The sequence below is a fragment of the Paenibacillus sp. sgz302115 genome (assembly GCF_056120445.1).
In genome coordinates this window covers 158,867-179,163 of sequence record NZ_JBVYOK010000015.1, presented here as the reverse complement: position 1 = coordinate 179,163, position 20,297 = coordinate 158,867, and the positions used below count along the sequence as shown (strand labels likewise).

The window sequence follows — 20,297 nt, the reverse complement described above, 5'->3', positions numbered from 1 at the left end:
AGTGGAAAAAGGTCACTTAATTCGCCGTTTTCCGCACTAATTGAGCATTTAAGTGGAAAAAGTATACCTAATTCTCTCTTTTTCGGCGGATTTCGCTTGATCAAGCTGATTTAAGTGGAGTTTTTCCACTCTACATTTATCGGCCTCTTGCTCAAAAGAAATTAAGTGGAGAAATTCCCACTAGCACATCAGCGTAGATAGGTTACTCAAGTAAAACTAACTAGATCTGTACGAAATTAGGAATTTCGGCAAAGCAGGAGCGTAGCTCCATAAAACTTAGCAGATGCTTACGAAGCAAGTTTTGCACGAAGAGGATTCGAGGAAGCATATGCTCACAAAACTTAAGCATATGCTTACGATGCCAGTTTTATGACGAAGAGATTTCAGGGAGCGTAGCTCCATAAAACTCTAAGGAGGACTAATTATGGCTCAGAGCGAGGAGTTGCGCCAGGCTGGGTACCGATTGCTGACACAGCTCCATGACGATATTCAGCATCCGCAAGCTGGCGGGCAGCAGGGCAATGATCTGCTTAGCAGATACAGGGCCAGCATTGACAGCGAAGCGGACGCCGGTATCCGGCAGAATCTGGAGACGCTGACCGGAGTGATCCAGGCTTACTTGTCGGAGCGGGCTTCCGAGGATGCTCTGGAGTATTATTTATCTCAGCAGTTCAACATCGAACCCGTGAATATCCGCGAGCTGCTGAACAGCCTTGCCGAATTAAGGAGGGCGAACGGAGAACAGGCCAACCCCCTGACCACGGCCACCGATCCCTCCACCCTGCCCAAAGTCAGCGTAATCATCACAACCTATAATAGAAAAGAGTTCCTGCACCAAGCCGTCCAAAGCATCCTGCGGCAGGATTATCCCCATAAAGAGATTACGGTAATTGACGACTGCTCCAGCGACGGGACCGCAGACATGATGAGCCGGAGCTTCGGAGATGATCCGCGTGTGATCTACATGCAGAACGAAACCAACCGCGGGCCCGGGAATAACCGGCGCAAGGCGCTCTCCGCCCACGGCGACGGCGAATACATTCTGTTCCTGGACGACGATGACTATCTGATCGACCGTAGCTATTTCAGCAGGGCTGTACATTTTCATCAGCAGCATCCGGAGCTTGCTTTTGTAGCCGCCAATGTATTCCTGGAGTATTCCAAAACCGGCCAGCTCAAGCCCTCCAGCCTACAGCTAAGCGAGATTACCCCGAAGGAGGCTTATTTCAGAAATTTTGAGCAAAAAGGCTATCCTAAGCCCGCCTCCACCTTGACCGCAATTTTCAGACGGGATGCGCTCATGAAGATGGATATCCTGAACATGAATATGGTCAACGACGCATCCATTTACCTCCGGGCCCTGCTGATCGGCGACGCCGGGTTTATTGATACCCTAGCGGGTGTCTACCGGATTCACGGCAACAATATTACCTTTCACCTCAGCCAGTCTTTCCTGATCGAGAATCTGGAGGAGAAACGGCTCATCCGCAACATGGCCATCGACCGCTACGGCTACAGCAAGACGGAAATGAACGAATGGTTCAACCACAATGTATATGACACCATCTCGTACTATCTGATGAATTCCGCCAAAAGCCACACCGACTTCAAGTCGATGTACAGCTGGGCCAGCACCCACAGCCCCAAGGCCTACAGCCAGTTGAAACGCCAATTCCGCACCAAACTGCTGAAAAAGCAACTGCTGCGCGTGTCGTTTGTTAGGGCGTTATTGAACCGGTAGATTTCATTCTTATCCCTACATTTAAGCAAAAGACACCTTTTTCCGGGTGTCTTTTGTTCATATTTTATCTCAATGAAATGGCGGTTTATTTTGTTAAGATTACTTCTTTTTGTGGTTGGAAATTATTTTGACAAAAATCTTTAGGTGTTCGCTTGACTCAGTTATAATAACTAAGTTATCTTAGAAATGCAAAACGAAAGGAGGTACCCATGAGAACACCCGCTTCTGAAGTAATTAGAAAAACCGCTCTAAAATTATTAGCCGATTATCCCGAAGGAAGGAGTCTGGCCGATCTGAAATTCCTTACGGAGCGTACATTGTGGAAACTCATAGAACCAGATGATTCAAAAAAAGGCAAGTATAGGTCTGCATTATGGGACTTAGAAAAACGTTTTCCTGAATATGTAGTAAAGGATAAAGAAGGACGAGCTGCAGTGTTTATTCCTTCTAAGAAATTGCAAAACGATAAGGACCTTATTGAAGTTCCCGCATATTCTCCCACTGCAAAGGAACTGTTAAAAACAACGCAGTCTTCAACTAGTGAGAATTATATAAATTATGTTGAGATGAAAGGGAAAATAGTAGAGGTAATAAACCTAATAGAGAACATTGATTTAAAAAAATTTGATATAAGAGATACCAGAGACTCCACAGAGGCAGTAGATATTTTGAAAGCCATCATTCATCTTGAGGGTCTAAAAACATTAAAGTATAGCCTACAAAAGATCAAGTCAGAGAATGAATATTATAAATAAAAAAACCCAGCTCCACTAACGAAGCGGAGAAGGGTTGTCTTTAAAGCGCAGCCAGCTCTACTAACGAAGCGGAGAAGACTACACTTAAATAAGTATATGTGTATTTTAATAGTATTATGCAGAAATCCAGAAGTCAAGTATATCCCGCTGCATGATAAAATGAAAGGAGCAGAACTACAAAGTGAGTTTTCATTTATATTTTGATGAGGCTAACAAGATTGATCAGCCAAATAAAGCTTTTTCTTATTATGGCGCTTACGGTGGAATGGATACAACTATGGCTGAAACAACAAAAGCAGTAAAAGAAATCTGCACATCTTTAAATACCCAAAGTGAGCTCCATTTTAGGGAATATAATCACGACCAATACATAAAAAAATATTTCAAAATTCTAAATCATGTAATCAGCCAAGATGTGAATATAAATATAATTATTGTCAACAATGCAAACGCCCATTTAATCGCTAAGGAAATGAATTTAAGCATGCTGGAGCTGCGCAGTTTGTTTTATATAAAAATCCCTGAAAGGCTATTCTATGGTGTTACACGCCATTTGAATTTACCAAACAATATTGAAGTAAAAATAAATGTGGATCGCAGCGATGAATATAGTGCATTACGGTTGTACTCTAAAATTAAAGAACAAATGAATGCCCACTCGGTTTATAGAAACAAAAGATATACCATTAAGTCTGTTCGCTCACTACATTCTCATGAATCCATCCCCTTGCAAATTATTGATACATTCATGGGAATCGTCGTGTTCTTGATGGAAAGAGGATATACCGAAAATTCTGATGCCTCCTTAATAAAAAGCGATCTGATTTACCGATTCTTAATAGAAGGATTGAATATTGAAAGGTTCCAAAAACAAATTAAGCTATTTCAATGGGATGGGAGTGACATTTTATCCGAGTTGCCAATAGGCAATTATATATCCAGGTTTATTGTATACAAATCACAATATGATACCAAGGAGATAACAAAACTAAACTCAATTTTATTAAAGCACCCTCACAAATCTGCTAGGGATTACAGGGAACTGATGGGATATCCTAATACAAGATTGAGAATGATGTTAGGTTTTAAAGACGAACTTGAAGGCAGAGGCAGGAATTCATTCTTGTTGCTATAGAAAAAACAAAAACAAGCTGCTCCGTCTGCATGGACGGGACAGCTTGTTTTTTGCAGTTTATTGTAGGGATTGCGGCGATCCCCCGGCATGAGCATCGTTGGCGATCCCTTGTAGGATACGCCAGGAAAGACCGAGGGACTGCGCAACCCTTTTTTCGAACAGTAAGCCGGGGTTATGGTTTATTTGCCAGCCAGTGCCTGCTCAATATAGGAATTGTCAACCACTTGAGAGACATCCACCTTCTCTTTCAGTTCTCCCAGCTTAAACAGAATGTCTGCAACCTCCTGCTGGTTCTTGGTGGCTTCATCCGAGATCGGGTTGTTGGTAGCCACGTTGTTCGCCAGAGAGACTCTTACAGTCTCTTCGTCGAGATTCTTAAGACCCGCCAGCAGCTTAATCGCTTCATCCAGATTGCTGTTCTGCCATTCCAGTGCGCGTTCGTATGCCTTCAAGTAGGCTACAACCAGTTCCGGGTATTGTTTGGCAAATTTGGTACGGACGATGTTGTAGGCGGGATTGAAGGCGCCAATACCTTTACCGTCCGCAATCAGCTTTGCCCCCTGTGTATTAATCTGTGAACTGCGGAAAGGCTCCCAGATCACCCAGGCATCAATCTGTCCACTCTGGAACGCAGGCTGGGCTTCATCCGGCTGAAGATTGATCTGCTGCACATCCGAGGCGCTCAGTCCCGCGCTCTGCAAGGCACGGAGCAATAGTCCCCAGGAGCTGCTTCCCTTGGTTACGCCGACTTTTTTGCCTTTCAGGTCTGCAATGGATTGAATAGAGCTGCCCTTCGGAACGATGATGCCGTCCCCGCCGCCGTCGCTTCCTTCACTGATAGAGGTAAAGCCTACCTTAGCCGCTTGCCCGGTAATCGTGCCGATGTAGCCAATACGGACAAAGTCCAGACGATCCGAGGCGATGGCCTCCAGGAATTGTGAAGAGCTCTGAAGGGTTTGATACTCAATCTTTGCCCCGAATTTCCCGAATTCCTCTTCGAAATACCCTTTTTCCTTGGCGATCAGTAGCGGCCCTATCTGACTGGCATCAATGTTGACGACAACATCCTTGTATTTCTCCGCATTGCTGCCGGTGTCTTGTGATGCAGATGGTTCCGCCGATGCCGATGCCGGTGCCGCTGTTGTTGCTGTTGCTTCTGTTGCTGCGTTGTTCTTAGCCTGGCCTGCATTACTGGATGAGTTCCCGCAAGCAGACAGCATAATCAGTATCATTGCAAGTGTCAGACCCATGAACCCCTTTTTACTCCATGCTTTCATTATTGTTCCTCCTGTTGTTTTGAGTATGGTGCTGCATATGTCAAAAGCTTGTCCTGCTTGTCAGGTTGATCAGAGGCGGCCGGCAGGCCGCAATAAACCGAGATGCTCTCTTAATGTGCTGCCTGTGTATTCCGTGCGGAAGCTTCCTCTTGCCTGCAATAGCGGCACAACCTCCTGCACAAATTCCTCCAGCCCCTGGGGTAACAGCGGCTGCATAATATTGAATCCGTCGCATGCTCCGCTGGTGAACCAATCCTCCATCACACTTGCGACATGCTCCGCTGTACCGGTGACGGTTAAATGACCACGGGCAACGGCGTAATGCAGCCCCAGCTCGCGGATCGTCATTCCGGATTGCCGGGCACGCTCGATAATCATCACAGCCCTGCTGGTATTCCCTTGCACAGGGATGTCGGGCAGCGGCCCGTCAATCGGATGGCCCGACAGATCGTAATTGAGCAGCTTGGACAAATAACGTGCACCGACAGCAGGCTGAATCAGCTCATTGAAGAGCTGTTCTTTCTCCCGGGCCTCCTCCTCCGTAGCCCCAATGAAGGCCATCAGGCCGGGCATTACCTTAAGCTCATCCGCCTCTCGGCCGTATTGAGGAAGCTGCGCTTTGAGCTGCCGATAGAAGGCAATGGCTTCTTCCTTGTTATCGCAGGCGGTAAACACCACATCTGCGGTGCGGGCAGCCAGCTTCTGACCTGTCGGTGAGGTGCCCGCCTCAATAATGACCGGTCTTCCTTGCGGAGAACGCGGTAAATTCAGCGGCCCCTCGACCCGGAAATGAGTGCCATTATGATTCAGCCGGTGAATGCGTTCGGGATTGGCGTAACGTCCACTCTCGCGCTCCAACACCACCGCATCGTCCTGCCAGCAATCCCACAGGCCGGTGACAACCTCCAGGAATTCAGACGCCCGTTCATAGCGCCTTCCATGTTCGAGCAGCTGGTCGGCATTGAAGTTCCTGGCTTCACTTTCCTTGGTGGAGGTGACCACATTCCATCCCGCACGCCCGCTGCTCAAATGATCAAGCGTAGCGAACCGCCGCGCCAGATTGTAGGGCTCATTAAAGGTAGTGGATGCCGTTCCGGCTAGTCCAATCCGCTGTGTCACCCCCGCCAGCGCCCCGAGCAGAGTGACCGATTCGGGATAGATAAAGCTGACATCCGTCTCCAGATCGGAAATACCGGGGATGGAGCCGCTGTCGGCCAGAAAGACCATATCGAATTTGCCATGCTCCGCCGCCTGCGCTGACTTGAGATAGAATTCCAGATTGATGGCGCTCTGGGTCGTGGATTCCGGGTGGCGCCAAGCTGCATAATGATGCCCATAATCGAATAAAAAAGCTCCAAGTCTCATCTGTTCATGTTGTCTTGTCATTAGCTTCACTTCCATCAGATTGAATTAGGTTTCAGACCGCTCTGTTCTTATAGCTCCGGTAAGCCTCAGCGAACCGGGCGACTCCCAGCCGGATGGCTTCTTCATTGCAATAGCTAAAGGACAGCCTTGCATAATTCCCTCCTTCCGGCTCTACAAAAAACTGGCTGCCAGGCAGGAAGCTGACCCCCCGCCCCGCGGCGTCCTGCACAAATTCAGAGGTTTGCACATCTTCGGGGAAGGCCAGCCAGATGAAGAAGCCCCCGGCAGGAATCTGGAACTGCACATCGTTACCGAATTGCTCGCGCAGGGCACCAACCATGACATCGCGACTGGATTTATACCTTTCGATAAGCCGCTGCAGATGCTCAGGGAAGGACAGGTGATCGAACAACTGGGCGACAATTTCCTGGGAGAATACGCTGGCCTTGCTGCCCTGGAAGAAGGAGTTCATGTTCCGAATCACCTCTGCCGAGCCTATGGCCCAGCCCAGGCGGATGCCTGGGGCAATGATTTTGGAAAAGGAGCTGAGATAGATCACCCGCTCCGGCCCGAAGCTGTAGATTGCCGGAAGATGCTGCCCTTCGTAGACCAATTCGGCATAAGCATCATCCTCCAGAATGAAGAAGTTATACTCATAAGCAAGCTGCGCCAGCCGCTCACGCCGCTCGGCGGACAGGCTCACACCTCCAGGGTTATGGAAGTTAGGCATGCAATAGAGCAACTTGGGAAGAGGTGTGCCCAGCCGGGAGGCTTCCACCAGTGCGGCTTCCACCCGTTCCACCTGAATGCCCTGAGAGTCAATAGGGAAGGAAGTGATAACCGCCTCCGCTGCTCTGAAGGTGCTGACTGCACCGAAGTAGGTCGGTGCCTCCCCCCATACATGGTCCCCTGGTTCCAGCAGTGCTCTGGCGGCGTAGTCAATCGCCTGCTGGGAACCATAGGTGACGAGAATTTGCTGCGGAGCGGCCTGAATGGAGCGGAGGACTGCCCGTTCAGCTATCCACTGCTGGACGCGGCCGGGTCCGCCCGCTCCGGCGTATTGCAGCGCATCCCGCCCCTCGTGCAGAATGGCAGCCGCCGATGCAGCCTGCAATTCCGCATATGGGAAGGCATCGGACGAGGGAGTTCCATAGGAAAGCGGGATGATGTCCGACCGGCTCGAAGCTTGTGCGGCTCCAACGGGAGGCGCGGCTGGCAGACGTTTAGGAAAGGCAAATGGCTTTAAGTGTGAGGTCATTAGGGTTAACCACCTTATTCGGAAGATGTGAGAAGCTAAATGGCCGACTCCAACTGAAGACTTGAATTCGCCCGATGCAATGGGTACAGGAGCAGACCTAGCCTTTATAGCTGTCTCTCCAGCCCAGCAATCTACGCTCCAGCAGCCGTACCATTGAATCGGTCAGCTTGCCGACAGCGGCAAAGATGAAGATGCCTACAAAGACAACCCCTGTCCTCATAAAGGAACGGGCATCCTGAATCAGGTAACCCACACCTTGATCAGCACCCATCAGTTCCGCGACCACAAGGCATAGCCACGCCGTGCTGAGTGACAAGCGAAGGCCAAGCAGAATCTGGGGAAGCGCCGATGGAAGGACAAGCCTCCTGATCAAGCTGTAGCGGCTGAACTCCAGCACCTTGGCGACATCGAACAATTTGGAATCCACCGTGCGAACACCAAGGAAGGTATTCACATAGAGCGGGAAGAAGGCCCCCATAGCAATCAGCAGCACTTTGGATAATTCCCCGAAGCCGAACCACAGAATAAAAAGTGGCGTGATGGCTAGCAGAGGAACGGTGCGCAGCATTTGAACTGTAGGATCAAGGTATTCCTCAGCGCGCCGGAATAATCCGACGAATAGTCCGAGCACCAGACCTAACGCTCCCCCGATCAGGAAGCCGAGCAACGCCCGAACGACGCTGACCCGCAAATGATGCAGCAGCTCACCCGAGCGCAGCAGGTCGGCGAAATCCTTAAAGATCGACCAGGGAGAGGGAAAAAGCTGCTCCGACACCCAACCAAGCTGCGACAACAACTGCCAGATGGCGAGAATGAAAACAGGAAGAAACAATCCACGTATAAATAATCTCTGTCTGTTCGTCTTGCGGTCTGTATTCATATTTCCCAGCCGGCCTCCCTGCTGCTGTACGGATGATGCTCCAGTGCCCGCAGCACAAGGGTGCGAAGCTCCTGGAAGGATGTGCTTAGACGATTCCTCGGGTGAGGAAGATCGACTGGCAATACATGCTTGATTCTTCCCGGCTGGGCATCCATCACAACGATACGGTTGGACAGGAATACAGCTTCATCAATGTCATGCGTAACGAGCAGCATCGTTGTCCGGTTGGTATGCCAAATGTCGAGGAGAGCTTCCTGCATATGGGTTCTTGTAAAAGCATCCAGTGCGCCGAAGGGTTCATCCAGCAGCAGTACCTTGGGATTGCGCAGCAGCGTACGGGCAATAGCCACCCGCTGGGCCATACCGCCCGAAATCTGCTTTGGGTATGCCTTTTCGAAGCCCTGAAGCCGTACCAGTTCAATCATGGAATCTACCTTCCGCCTGATCTCCGTCTTCTTCAGCGACAGGTCTGCGGCAATATTCTCTTCAACGGTCTGCCAAGGGAAGAGACGATGCTCCTGAAAGATGACGCCCTTATTCTGGCTCGGCCCTGTGATTGGCTCGCCGCTGAGCAGCAAGGTTCCGGCATCCTTGGATTCTAATCCGGCCACGATTTTAAGCAGAGTGCTTTTACCGCAGCCGCTTGGCCCAATGACCGTGAAGAATTCGCCAGGCTCTACATAAATATTAATATCTGACAGGACAAGCTTAGGCTGTCCCTCATGAACATAGGATTTGTTGACTTTCTGGATGTCGAGAGCTCCTGCTGCTGACATCAACACCACCTTCATTTCTCCGATAAGCTTAGTAGGCAATAAAGTTATTATTATTAACACATATAAAGCGGTGTGATGTAAAATACGTAATATCTATGCTTGCATAAGTGACATTTATCACACCGGAGGGATTGCCGTGCGTCTGGAACAGTTAAAATACATCATCGAGGTCGCTCACTGTGGTTCCATTACGGTAGCTGCCGACAAGCTCCATGTGTCGCAGCCGAATATCAGCCATGCCATCTCTTCATTGGAGCAGGAGCTTGGAGCGGTAATCTTCAATCGGACGCGGGCGGGTAGCGAGCTTACGGAGATTGGCGCAAGTATTATTGAACATGCTGAAGAGATTATGAATCAGGTTGATGCTCTGAAGAATACGGCCCGTAACCACGGTTCACTGATTGAGGGGACAATGACCATCGGAGCCATCTCTGGAATATGCACCAGCTTCCTTCCACGGACGCTGTCAGTCTTCAAGTCAAAATATCCTAATGTGGAGCTGGTCATTCAGGAAGGCCATTCCGGTGAAATTGAGGAGGGAGTTATTCAAGGCAAGCTCGATCTTGGGCTGGTTGGTATTCCTGGCGAGTATGAATTCAAGCATTTGCATGCCCATCAATTCATGGTAGGCAAGATTCTGGCCTGTGTGGGTGCAAGTTCACCCCTGGCCGCGAAGGATAAAGTTTCCTTTCACGACATCGTGAAGCATCCGGTAATTGCATCTTCAGATCATATGCGCAAGGAGCTTCGGAAGTACGGCACACCCAAGGAGGTATATTTGTCCAATTGGTCGGAAGCATCGAAGCATGTTATTGCAGAGGGAATGGCGACTTGCTTTTATCTCGATGTATCCTTGAAGAATGACCCTTACGTGAAAACAGGGCAGATCATCCCCATTCCGGTGAAGGAAGACCCTGAGGTGAAGCTGTACTGGCTGCATTCCCGGAAGAAGCTGTCTGTGGCCGGCGAAGCTTTTATCCGTGAATTCCTGATTCAGGTCAATCAGTTCAACCGGTGGAAATCCATATAGGAACAGCATGCGCCCAGATTTAATGTGTCTGTTAAAAGCTCAAAAAGCGGCACATCCATCGCGCCGCTTCTTGATTCTTCGCGTTCAAGCCTCGCTCAGCAATCTATCCAGCAGCCCGAACGCCGCTTCCAGCTCGGACTTGGCAATACTGCCGTATAAATCGCCAATATTCAATTCATAAGAGCACGAGAACTCGCCGGTCTCCTTCAGCCGCGGGGTCAGCCCTACGCCCGTTTCTTCGGTGACCCGGATTAGAATCGGCTCCACCTGCTGCCTGGGCAGGGCAAAATACACATGGAACATGTTAGACACCGGAACCTCCGGCAGAGTGCTTACGTTAGGACAGCCGTTGAACCGGGACGCAAGCTCCTTGGCCTCCGCATAATATTGCCCCATCTTGCCCGCTCTCATCTGATAATAGTACCGGGCGGGGATAATATATGGATACAGGCTGATCAGGTCGCCGCCGTGCCGTCTTTTCCAAATCTTCGATTCCCCGGTAAAATCCTCGCTCCCCGCAAGAATAGCTCCGGCGATCCCGCCAATGCCTTTATAAAAAGAAACATATACGCTGTCGAACAGGCTGCAGACCTCAGCGGCGGTTTTGCCGTAATACGGCAGCACCTCGAATATACGCGCACCGTCCAGATGCAGCATGATGCCCTGCTCACGGCAATACTCTGAAATCGCTTCAAGCTCCGCATATTCCGGCAGTTGTCCGCCAATCTCGCGCTGCGGCAGCTCCAGCAGGAGACAGGCAACGCCTGTACCCATATTCTTCACATCGTCCAGGGAAATCAGGCTGTCTTTATCGGCAAGCAGGAGCGGCTCCAGATGATGCAGCTCTTTTAGCCCATCCTGCTCGTGGATTTCCAAGTGGCACAAGGGATGGTACGCCACACGCCTGCTGCCCTTGCGGTCACTCCAGATTCTAAGCGCAATCTGCTGCGCCATCGTGCCGCTGGGGAAAAACACCGCCGCTTCCTTGCCCAGCACCTCCGCCATTTCAGCCTGAAACTCCTCGATCAGCTTACCCGTGCCGTACATATCACTGCCTAGGCCGTCCTCTACTCCGGCAAAAGCCTCTTTTAGCACCCTTATGTCCCGTTTACCGTGACCGGCCAGTTGTATAGAAGCAGCACTGTAAGCTTCAGCTAAGGTTTTGCTGTTATCCGTTACTGTCTCTGTTTTCGTCTGATCCATTGGCACAATTCTCCTCTCAAACCAAGCGTTCTCTGAATTAATCTTTACAAATTATATCATTTCGCCCCAAATTCCTGCTTTTTTCTAAAGTTCACGTTTTGTTCCTCTAATCCAAGGTGAAAATAATTGACCGCTGTGCTACAATATTGGAATTGCAAAGGCAATTGCTTAGGGAGGTTTATTACAACACCATGCTTATTATTGGTATCGCCGGCGGGACCGGTTCTGGCAAAACGACAGTAGCACGCTCCGTCATCGACCGTCTGGGAACAGATAAAGTGACGTTCATATCTCAGGATAACTACTATAAAGACCATTCGCATCTCAGCCTGGAGGAACGTGGAGCGATCAATTACGATCACCCGCTTGCTTTTGACACCGAGCTGCTGATTGAGCATTTGAATTGTCTCAAAACCGGACAAGCCGCTTATGCCCCGGTGTATGATTTTACCGTTCATGCCCGCTTTACGGACAAAACGGTGGAGCTTCAGCCCAACAACATCGTCATTGTTGAAGGACTGCATGTCCTCTCCGATGAAATGCTTCGCGCGCAGCTCAATATTAAGGTTTTTGTCGATACCGACCCGGATGTGCGCATCCTGCGGCGTGTGCTGCGGGACATTGAGGAACGCGGACGGACCATCCGGTCGATCCACACGCAATATTTGACTACGGTCAAACCGATGCACGAGGCATTCATTGAACCGTCCAAAAAATACGCAGACCTCATCATCCCTGAAGGCGGACAGAATGAAGTTGGCATTCAGCTATTGTCCGTGCTCACCGAGAAATACTTGTCGGGCGACCAGCAGTGGACTGGAAAGTAAAGGTTAAGATTTATAAAGGCTGCCGGGACTTCTCGGTGGCTTTTTTTGTATGAACCACCTTTGATATAATTGGGGCAAAATATTATCGAAAGAAATGTGCAGAAAAAGCCATTCATGAATGGCTGCAAAAAGAGAATTTGGATTACAGTACCTTGAACGAAAAGTACATCTCTCTGCATCCTTGATTCCCCTTACACGAATAGGAGTGAACGGCTAATATGAACCTCCGTAATCTTGGCAAAAGTATTAGCAGCGTGATCATAAAAAGAGGGCAGGACTACCTGCTCTCCGGCCATGTAGAGTCTGTACGCGAGCTAAAGCCCGGACTCTACCGGGCAAAAGTCGCAGGAAGCGAGCTTTACGAAGTGGTTGTCCAGCTTGGGGAGCAGGATAAGATTCTTTCCTCATCATGTACTTGTCCGTACGATATGGATGCTGTCTGCAAGCATCAGGCGGCGGTGCTGATGTATCTGAGGGATCATATGGCAGAGGACGCTATCCCTGATGCAACCGAATCCGCCCCGGCCGCGAGCCTGCAGCAAATACTGGAAGCGAAGGACAAAAGCGAGCTGATCTCGCTGCTGTTAGCCTTGGCACTGGACTCGGAGCAGACGGAACAGCGAATTCGCATTTACTTTTCTGGTGCGGAGAACAGCGCTGGGCTTGAAGACTATAGGAGTCTGATCCGCTCTTATATTAACCAGTATGCCGGCAGAGACGGGTTTGTTGGTTGGGGAAAAGTAGACAGAGCCGTGCAGGGTGCAGAACTTGCCGCTGCCAAAGCGGTTCAGGCCTTCGAAGAAAATGAGCCGCTCCAGGCGGTTCGAATTAACCTGTGCATTCTCGAAGAAATGCTGGAGTTGCTACAAGCCTCCGATGACTCGGATGGTATCGTGGTCGGCATGATAGAGGACAGCCTGGACCGTATCTATGAGATTGCCCAGCTTGGAGAGGAGTTGTCGCCTAAGGAAGCGGAGAACTTGTTTCAACTGCTGATGGACATGACGCAACACCCGGAAATGGACGGCTGGTCTGACTGGCAGCTTGTCCTACTCCGGTGTTCTGCCGAACTGGCCGTTACGAGCCGCCAGGAGGCAGAGTGGGAAGCATTAGCTGATAAATTGAGCAAAGGGAAGGATTCAAATAGCTGGAGTGCTCAGCATTTTGCGGCCCGTTTGGGGGAAATTCGTTTGGAGCGGCTGCAGAAGCATGCCAGTGAGCAGGAATATCAGGTTTATTTGCACAGTCACCTGCACTTCAAAAGCTTCCGGGAACAGGCCATCACCCAGGCAATGGATGCCGCCCGATATGATGAGGCGATTCGTCTAGCCCAAGAAGGGGAAGCCCAGGATGCAAAGAACCGTTTGCCGGGACTCGTCCACAAGTGGGAGCAGCTGCGATATGAAGCCTATAGGCTGTCAGGAGATACACTGTCCCAGCGTGAACTTGGTCTGGAGCTGCTCTGTGGCGGGGAATTGTCTTACTACCCTGCTGTTAAATCTGCTTATCCTGCTGCGGAGTGGCCACCCATCTATAATGTGATATTGGACAGATTGGAGCAAAACCACAACCCATGGGATAATGTGTACACGAAGCTCTTGATCCAGGAGAAGGAATTCGACCGCCTGCTGCGTTATGTGCAGAAGCACCCTCGTGAAGTCGAAGAATATTATCCGCACCTGGTTCCTGACTATCTGCAGGAGGTGACCGGCATCTTTCTCACCTATATTGAACAGTCGGCTGACCAAGCCTCTGCACGCAAGCAATATCAGCAGGTCTGCCGGACCATCAAAAAACTCCGAAAAGTAGCCGGTTCCGCCGCTGCCGAACCTATCGTACATTCACTGCTGGCCGCATACCCCAAACGGTCAGCTTTTAAGGACGAGCTGACCAAGCTGCTGGAGAGCTTTTAAGCAGCTTGGTGTGCAAGGTTAAAGCGATAACATGCCCTCAGCGCACTCGAAAGCACGGCCACGTGGCGGGAACAACGGCATTTCTGCTTGTTCCCACCACTTCCGGCCTCGATGCTCCTAACAACGGCATTTCTGCCGTTGTTTCCGCCACTTCCGGCCTCGGCGCTCCCAACAACGGCATTTCTGCTGTTGTTTCCGCCACTTCCGACCTCGATGCTCCTAACAACAGCATTTCTGCCGTTGTTTCCGCCACTTCCGGCCTCGATGCTCCTAACAACGGCATTTTTGCCGTTGTTCCCGCCACTTCCGGCCTCAGCGCTCCCAACAACGGCATTTCTGCGGTTGTTGTTCCAGAAGTCCCCTTTAGCGGCTGACAGGATGCTTAAATTCAACGCAAGCTCACGGCACCTATATGGCACATTACATAACACAAAATACCATTTTTCTCTAAATTGTCTTCACAAAAAAACTGCTTTAGTAACAACACGTCATATTTTCTTACTGGTAGCGCTTTATTTTATGAATTTAGGGTTGATTATTTCCTCCCCATCCTCTATGATAATCTCAACAGGTTGCTCATAAAGTTTAAGCGATTAAACTTTAGTTTCCACGAACCCTTATTTTAAGTATCACAAAATATTTGTTTGTCCCAAAAATTAAAGCGCTTATACTTTTAACAAGAAGGGTTGTGTGTCTGTGATTAAGAGTGAAGGCCGGCGGCAGACTTTTTACATGTATATGTTCATTTCTCCTTGGCTAATCGGGTTTCTTATCTTCGCCCTGTACCCCATTCTTTCGTCGCTCTACTACAGCTTCACCGATTATGACATTATCCACCCGCCCAGGTTCATCGGTCTCGCCAATTACACAGAGATGTTTCATAATGAGCTGTTCTGGAAATCGGTCACGGTCACGCTAAAATATACCTTCATCAGTGTACCCATCCAGCTCCTGCTGGCACTTGGCTTCGCACTGCTGCTGCACCAGACCATTCCGCTGAGAGGCTTCTTCCGTACCGCGATGTATTTTCCCAGCATGGTGTCCGGGGTGGCGATGTCGCTCCTCTGGTACTGGATTTTCAACCCGCAGATCGGCCTCTTCAACTACATGCTCTCCTGGTTCGGCATTCACGGCCCGGCCTGGCTGATGAACCCGGATACTGCGCTGTACGCCTTGATCATCATGTCCTTCTGGACCGCCGGTTCAGGCATGATCCTTTTCCTGGCCGGACTGCAGGGTGTGCCTGCAAGTCTAGTCGAAGCCGCCAATCTCGACGGAGCCGGACGGTTCCGGATTTTTCTGAATATCACGCTGCCCATGATCTCGCCTGTGCTGCTGTTCCAGCTCATTATGGGCCTGATCGACTCTTTCCAGGTCTTTACCCAGGCGTTTGTCATGACCCAAGGCGGTCCCAATTACTCCACCTGGTTCTACGTCTACAATCTCTATACCAGCGCCTTTAAGGAATACCGCGCCGGATACTCCTCCGCCCTCGCTTGGGTGCTGCTGATCGTTGTTATGTTATGCACGGCCATTATTATGAAGCTGTCGAACCGTTATGTTCATTACGAAGGAGGCGGACACCGATGAGCACCGTCAAAATGACAAACGTCACTGCTGCCGCTTCCGCACACCGCCGAAAAATGGATCCCGTAAAAGCAGCCAGCTTCATCACCTTGCTGATTACTACCTTCCTTATGCTGCTGCCGCTGTTCTTCATGGTCTCCACCTCGCTGAAATCGAAGCGCGAAATGCTGAAGTTCCCGCCGACCTTTCTGCCGGAGAGCTGGGCGTGGAGCAATTACAGAGATATTTTTGAAACGCTGCAGTTCGGCACTCTGTACAAGAACAGCCTGATTATCGCCGTGTTCACCGTCATTGGCACCCTGATCTCCTCGGCACTGGTCGCTTACGGGTTCGCCCGGTTTAAGGGCAGAGGCAACCGCTTCCTGTTCATCCTGCTGCTGAGCACAATGATGCTGCCCTATCCGGCGATCATGATTCCGCAGTTTGTGCTCTTCTCCCACTTGAACTGGATCGACACCTTCCTGCCGCTGATCGTGCCTGCATTCTTCGGCTCGGCGTACAATATCTTCCTGCTGCGGCAGTTCTTCTCCACCTTGCCCGAAGAATTGTTCGATGCCGGTCGGATCGACGGCTGCGGCGAGCTGCGGATATGGTGGACCATCGCCCTGCCGCTGTCCGGGCCGGCACTGGCGACCGTGGCGATCTTTGCTTTTATCTATAGCTGGAACGACCTGCTTACACCGGTGCTCTACTTAAGCTCATCGGACAAATTCACGCTTCCCGTCGGCATGGCCTCACTTACCTCATCGCGCTTTCGTATTCCGCCGTGGCATCTCTTGATGGTCGCTTCCGTTCTGGCGATGCTTCCTATCGTAACGCTGTTCGCCATCGCCCAGAAGCAGTTCGTGGAAGGCATCGTACTGACAGGCATCAAGTAATATCCGCCCTAATCCGGCGGTTCATTCCAGAAATAATATCACTTGAAATCATGGAGGGATTGACTGATGAACAACAACCGTAAGAGGAAAATATCCGCGCTGCTCCTTGCAGCAAGCCTCACAGTGGCGGCATTATCCGGCTGCAGCGGAGGCAAATCGGCAGGCGACGTCGCCACGGGGAACAATGGGGCTTCCGGAAACAGCGGCTCGGGAGAACCGGTGACGATTACGCACTACACCATTGATTCCGAGGACCGGACCTTCATTGAGAAGCTGATTCCCGACTTCGAGAAGGAGCACCCGAACATCAAGGTGAAGGTGGAAAAAGCGCCCTATGAGCAGTTTGACAGCAAGCTCCAGACCCTGATTGCCGGGGGCAAATCCCCCGATGTGACCAGCCATTACGGGTATGGCGGCTTCGCTGAATATTACAACAAAGGCATGCTGCTGGACTTGACCGACCTGATCAAGGAGGACGGCTTCAAGCCGGAGGACTACCATATCCCGGACAATCTGATGAAAATCTACACCGTCAAGGACCGTACCTACGGCATTCCGGTCAATATGTATGTAACCTTGATGCTGTACAACAAAGACATGTTCGATGCCGCGAAGCTTCCCTATCCGCCAAGCGATTACGAAGACAAGAGCTGGACCTTTGACAAAATGGTGGAAGAGGCCAAGAAAATGACCGTCGTCTCTGACGACATTGCCAAAACCCAGTACGGCGTGGACTTCACCTGGGCCGAGCGCGATATGCGGCCGCTGTATTTTGGAGCTGAGCCTTATTCTGCGGATACCTGGACGAATGGCGGCGTGCCTTCCGAGACCTATTTTGACTCTCCCAAGGTGATTGCCGCTTACCAGAAGCTCTTCGATCTGATCTTCAAGGATAAGGTCTCTCCTACCTCTGAGTGGAGCAAAAGCGTAGCGGGACAGAACGGCGATCCCTTCGTCGCAGGCAAAATCGGCATGTCCATCGGCGGCTCCTGGAACCTTGCGGGCGCTAATGACTTTCCCTTCAACATCGGCGTAGCCGCTGTGCCGTGGGGTGGCAATGACAAGGTGCGCAGCACGCTGTTCGTCGATCCGCTGCTGATTCTGAAGGATTCCAAGCATCCGAAGGAAGCTTTTGAATGGATCAAATATTTGATGACCACTGAGGTTCAGGAGAAATCCATTGATCTGAGCGGCGGCAATCCGCCGGTGAACACCGAAGCTGCAGAGGTCTATTACAAGCATTTTGACGGCATTGATCCGGCAGATGTGAAAAAGGTCTATGAAGGCGCGGTTAAATATGGCTATGAATCCTACAATCACCTGATCACCAACTACTCGCAGATCAATGACATGTTCATCAACGAGCTGCAACCGGTCGAGACCGGACACAAGACGCTGGAAGAGGTGATGCCGGTGATTCAGCAGAAAGTGACCGAGATTATTAAAAGATAAGCCCATACGTTTAGCGGATATCCGGCAAGCCCTGTATACTGAAGGTAGAGTACAAGGTTCGGAAAATCCGACGCAAGGAGCGCCTACGATGAAAGTGAGTATTTTTGATGTAGCCAAAAAATCGGGATTATCCGTTGTCACGGTATCCCGGGTCATAAACGGAGCTGGCTCGGTGCGCGAGAAGAACCGCCAGAAGGTGCTGGAGGCGATAAAAGAGCTGGATTACCGCCCCAACGCGGCGGCCCGCAGCCTGGCCAGCGGCAGGACCGGTATCATCGGCCTGATTGTAACCACGCTGCAGGATTCCTTCTTCGATGCAGTGGTCAAAGAGCTGAATGAGTTGCTTGCGCTGCACGGATATTTCCTGGCGATTTCCGTCTCTACCGGGATCGGCTCGGACGAGAGCCACTATCTGATCCAGGAGGACCGGGTAGACGGCCTGATTCTGCTCTCGCCGATGAAAGAGGACAATTATATCGTGGAGCTGAAGCGGCGCGGCATTCCTTACGTGCTGATCGACAATCAGCAGCCGGGGAATGACAGCTATTCCATTACCGTCGATAATTTCAAGGGCGGGTATGCCGCCGCCAGCCATCTGCTGGAGCTGGGGCATACCTCAATCGCCCATCTCTGCGGTCAGGAGATGTTCCGCAGCACAAGGGAGCGCCGGGGAGGTTTCCTGAAGGCGTTGGAGGAAAAAGGCCTTGCGCCGTTTGAAATCGTTCACGGCGATTTCGAAATCGCCAAAGGCTACGACACCGCGCGGCGCTGGCTGTCAGAGGGCAAGCTGCCCACTGCCGTATTTGCCGGCGATGACAACATCGCCCTCGGCGTGATCAATGCCCTGATGGAGGCCGGAGTACGCGTGCCGGATGATGTGGCCGTCATCGGCTATGACGACCACATCATCGCTTCCCAGCTTCGCCCCCATCTGACGACCCTGCGCCAGCCAGCTGACAAAATCGGTGTGGCCGCCGCCGACATGCTGCTGAAGCGCATCAGCGGAACTATGAAGCGCGGGGGAGGAATCCGGATTGACCCGGAGCTGATTGTGCGTGAGTCCACCACTGCTCGACAGAGCTAAATATTAACTATGAGACTAAGCGCATGCTGTGATACTTGGCGTGAGCTACAAAACTAAGCGTATGCTTTTCGAAGTGAGTTTTGTACGAAGTGACTCAGGATGTGTAAGCTCACAAAACTTTAGGAGTGACGACCATTGACTTACTACTTGGGGCTCGATGGCGGAGGAAGCAAAACCTACGCCCTGCTCTGCGATGAGCACGGCAATGTGCTCGGCAAGGGCAGGAGCGGGAACGGGAACCACCAGACAGGGGCCGTGAATGCCACAGCTAACATCCGAGCCGCCGCCTTCGCGGCGCTGGCGGAAGCCGGACTCCAGCTTGGCGATCTTAGCCATGCTTACCTGGGACTCGCCGGCGCCGACCGCAAGACGGATTACGATATCCTGCATCCGCTGATCCGCGGCATCGGCTTCACCCGGTACACGATCAGCGGCGACCCGATGATCGGCTTGCGGGCGGGGACGGACCGCCCGTACGGCGTGGCCCTGATCTGCGGCACCGGTACGAATGCCGCAGGGCGCAGCCGCGAAGGCCAGCATTACCAATGCGGCGGCTTCGACTACATGTACGGCGATTTCGGCGGCGGCGGGGCGCTGAACATTGAGGTGTTCCGCACCGTGCTCCGGGCCTGGGACGGGCGCGAGGCGCCCACGCTGCTTACTGAGCCGCTGCTGAAGCTGCTCGGCTATGCGCGGGTGGAGGACATGTACAATGATTTCCTTGACCATGGAAAATCCGTGCCGCTGGATGCCGCCCGCCTGCTGTTCCCGGCGGCGGCTGAAGGCGATGCCGCCGCGCTTGCCATTCTGGAGCGCCAGGGCGTGGAGCTGGGCAAGGCCGCAGTGGCAGTCATTCACAGGCTGGGCATGGAGAACGAGACCTTTGACGTGGTTCTTGCCGGAAGCCTGCTTACCCGGGGCGACCGGGGCTGGATCCGCAGCCCCATTGAACAGGCTGTACATAATGCAGCCCCGGGTGCTTCCGTTGTCACCTTGGCTACAGAGCCTGTTGTCGGCGCCGTCTGGTCGGCCCTGGAGCAGGACGGCATCACCGTGACAGCAGATATTCATGAGAAGATGCGTGTGTTTCAGGATTTCGAAGCAATTCCCATCTCAACCAGACAGGAGTGATTTAT

Annotated in this window: 18 protein-coding genes; 12 read left to right on the top strand and 6 right to left on the bottom strand. The window is 51.4% G+C overall.

What is annotated here, in order from left to right:
• Positions 1 to 424: 424 nt before the first annotated feature.
• The 3 genes from AC0LWN_RS24050 (at position 425) to AC0LWN_RS24040 (ending at position 3,631) form a co-directional block, all read left to right on the top strand.
• On the top strand, positions 425 to 1,741 hold the full coding sequence (locus AC0LWN_RS24050) for a glycosyltransferase family 2 protein (protein WP_474669825.1): 1,317 nt from the start codon (positions 425 to 427) through the stop codon (positions 1,739 to 1,741).
• 209 nt (positions 1,742 to 1,950) lie between these two features.
• Positions 1,951 to 2,496, top strand: a complete 546-nt coding sequence (locus AC0LWN_RS24045) for a hypothetical protein (protein WP_474669823.1) — start codon at positions 1,951 to 1,953, stop codon at positions 2,494 to 2,496.
• A 181-nt stretch (positions 2,497 to 2,677) separates the two neighbouring features.
• The gene (locus tag AC0LWN_RS24040) at positions 2,678 to 3,631 is read left to right on the top strand and encodes a DUF3800 domain-containing protein (protein WP_474669821.1); all 954 of its coding nucleotides are present in this window, start codon (positions 2,678 to 2,680) and stop codon (positions 3,629 to 3,631) included.
• 179 nt (positions 3,632 to 3,810) lie between these two features.
• On the opposite strand, the gene AC0LWN_RS24035 is transcribed toward AC0LWN_RS24040, so the two are convergent.
• The 5 genes from AC0LWN_RS24035 to AC0LWN_RS24015 form a co-directional block, all read right to left on the bottom strand.
• Positions 3,811 to 4,908 carry an aliphatic sulfonate ABC transporter substrate-binding protein gene (locus AC0LWN_RS24035; protein WP_474669819.1) on the bottom strand — a complete coding sequence of 366 codons (1,098 nt, stop codon included), beginning with the start codon at positions 4,906 to 4,908 and terminating at the stop codon, positions 3,811 to 3,813.
• 69 nt (positions 4,909 to 4,977) lie between these two features.
• Complete coding sequence (locus AC0LWN_RS24030; protein ID WP_474669817.1) at positions 4,978 to 6,294, bottom strand: LLM class flavin-dependent oxidoreductase; 1,317 nt, start codon at positions 6,292 to 6,294, stop codon at positions 4,978 to 4,980.
• A gap of 31 nt (positions 6,295 to 6,325) precedes the next feature.
• A complete protein-coding gene (locus AC0LWN_RS24025) occupies positions 6,326 to 7,531 on the bottom strand; it encodes an aminotransferase-like domain-containing protein (RefSeq protein ID WP_474669815.1) in 1,206 nt (401 codons plus the stop codon).
• A gap of 97 nt (positions 7,532 to 7,628) precedes the next feature.
• Positions 7,629 to 8,411 carry an ABC transporter permease gene (locus tag AC0LWN_RS24020; protein WP_474669813.1) on the bottom strand — a complete coding sequence of 261 codons (783 nt, stop codon included), beginning with the start codon at positions 8,409 to 8,411 and terminating at the stop codon, positions 7,629 to 7,631.
• Positions 8,408 to 9,187: an ABC transporter ATP-binding protein gene (locus AC0LWN_RS24015; protein WP_474669811.1), complete on the bottom strand. Its 780-nt coding sequence runs from the start codon at positions 9,185 to 9,187 to the stop codon at positions 8,408 to 8,410. The genes AC0LWN_RS24020 and AC0LWN_RS24015 overlap by 4 nt, the downstream gene beginning before the upstream one ends.
• A 136-nt stretch (positions 9,188 to 9,323) precedes the next feature.
• Here AC0LWN_RS24015 and AC0LWN_RS24010 point away from each other — a divergent pair, with 136 nt between their 5' ends.
• Complete coding sequence (locus AC0LWN_RS24010; protein ID WP_474669809.1) at positions 9,324 to 10,217, top strand: LysR family transcriptional regulator; 894 nt, start codon at positions 9,324 to 9,326, stop codon at positions 10,215 to 10,217.
• An 84-nt stretch (positions 10,218 to 10,301) separates the two neighbouring features.
• Here the strand turns inward: AC0LWN_RS24010 and AC0LWN_RS24005 are convergent, their stop codons facing one another.
• The gene (locus AC0LWN_RS24005) at positions 10,302 to 11,420 is read right to left on the bottom strand and encodes a threonine aldolase family protein (RefSeq protein WP_474669807.1); all 1,119 of its coding nucleotides are present in this window, start codon (positions 11,418 to 11,420) and stop codon (positions 10,302 to 10,304) included.
• A gap of 191 nt (positions 11,421 to 11,611) precedes the next feature.
• Between AC0LWN_RS24005 and udk the strand changes: the two genes are divergently transcribed.
• The 8 genes from udk (at position 11,612) to AC0LWN_RS23965 (ending at position 20,292) form a co-directional block, all read left to right on the top strand.
• Positions 11,612 to 12,247, top strand: a complete 636-nt coding sequence (udk, locus tag AC0LWN_RS24000) for a uridine kinase (RefSeq protein ID WP_458966450.1) — start codon at positions 11,612 to 11,614, stop codon at positions 12,245 to 12,247.
• A gap of 218 nt (positions 12,248 to 12,465) precedes the next feature.
• Positions 12,466 to 14,160, top strand: coding sequence for an SWIM zinc finger family protein (locus AC0LWN_RS23995; RefSeq protein WP_474669805.1), 1,695 nt, complete (start codon positions 12,466 to 12,468; stop codon positions 14,158 to 14,160).
• Positions 14,161 to 14,222: 62 nt separating this feature from the next.
• Positions 14,223 to 14,534 (top strand): hypothetical protein, encoded by a 312-nt coding sequence (locus AC0LWN_RS23990; RefSeq protein ID WP_474669803.1) that lies wholly within the window; start codon positions 14,223 to 14,225, stop codon positions 14,532 to 14,534.
• Positions 14,535 to 14,892: 358 nt separating this feature from the next.
• Positions 14,893 to 15,750, top strand: coding sequence for a carbohydrate ABC transporter permease (locus tag AC0LWN_RS23985; RefSeq protein WP_458966495.1), 858 nt, complete (start codon positions 14,893 to 14,895; stop codon positions 15,748 to 15,750).
• Positions 15,747 to 16,625: a carbohydrate ABC transporter permease gene (locus AC0LWN_RS23980; RefSeq protein ID WP_474669801.1), complete on the top strand. Its 879-nt coding sequence runs from the start codon at positions 15,747 to 15,749 to the stop codon at positions 16,623 to 16,625. Before AC0LWN_RS23985 ends, AC0LWN_RS23980 begins: the two co-directional genes overlap by 4 nt.
• Positions 16,626 to 16,691: 66 nt before the next feature.
• Positions 16,692 to 18,077 (top strand): ABC transporter substrate-binding protein, encoded by a 1,386-nt coding sequence (locus AC0LWN_RS23975; protein ID WP_474669799.1) that lies wholly within the window; start codon positions 16,692 to 16,694, stop codon positions 18,075 to 18,077.
• A gap of 88 nt (positions 18,078 to 18,165) precedes the next feature.
• Positions 18,166 to 19,161 (top strand): LacI family DNA-binding transcriptional regulator, encoded by a 996-nt coding sequence (locus tag AC0LWN_RS23970; protein ID WP_474669797.1) that lies wholly within the window; start codon positions 18,166 to 18,168, stop codon positions 19,159 to 19,161.
• A 135-nt stretch (positions 19,162 to 19,296) separates the two neighbouring features.
• Complete coding sequence (locus AC0LWN_RS23965; RefSeq protein WP_474669795.1) at positions 19,297 to 20,292, top strand: N-acetylglucosamine kinase; 996 nt, start codon at positions 19,297 to 19,299, stop codon at positions 20,290 to 20,292.
• Positions 20,293 to 20,297 lie beyond the last annotated feature (5 nt).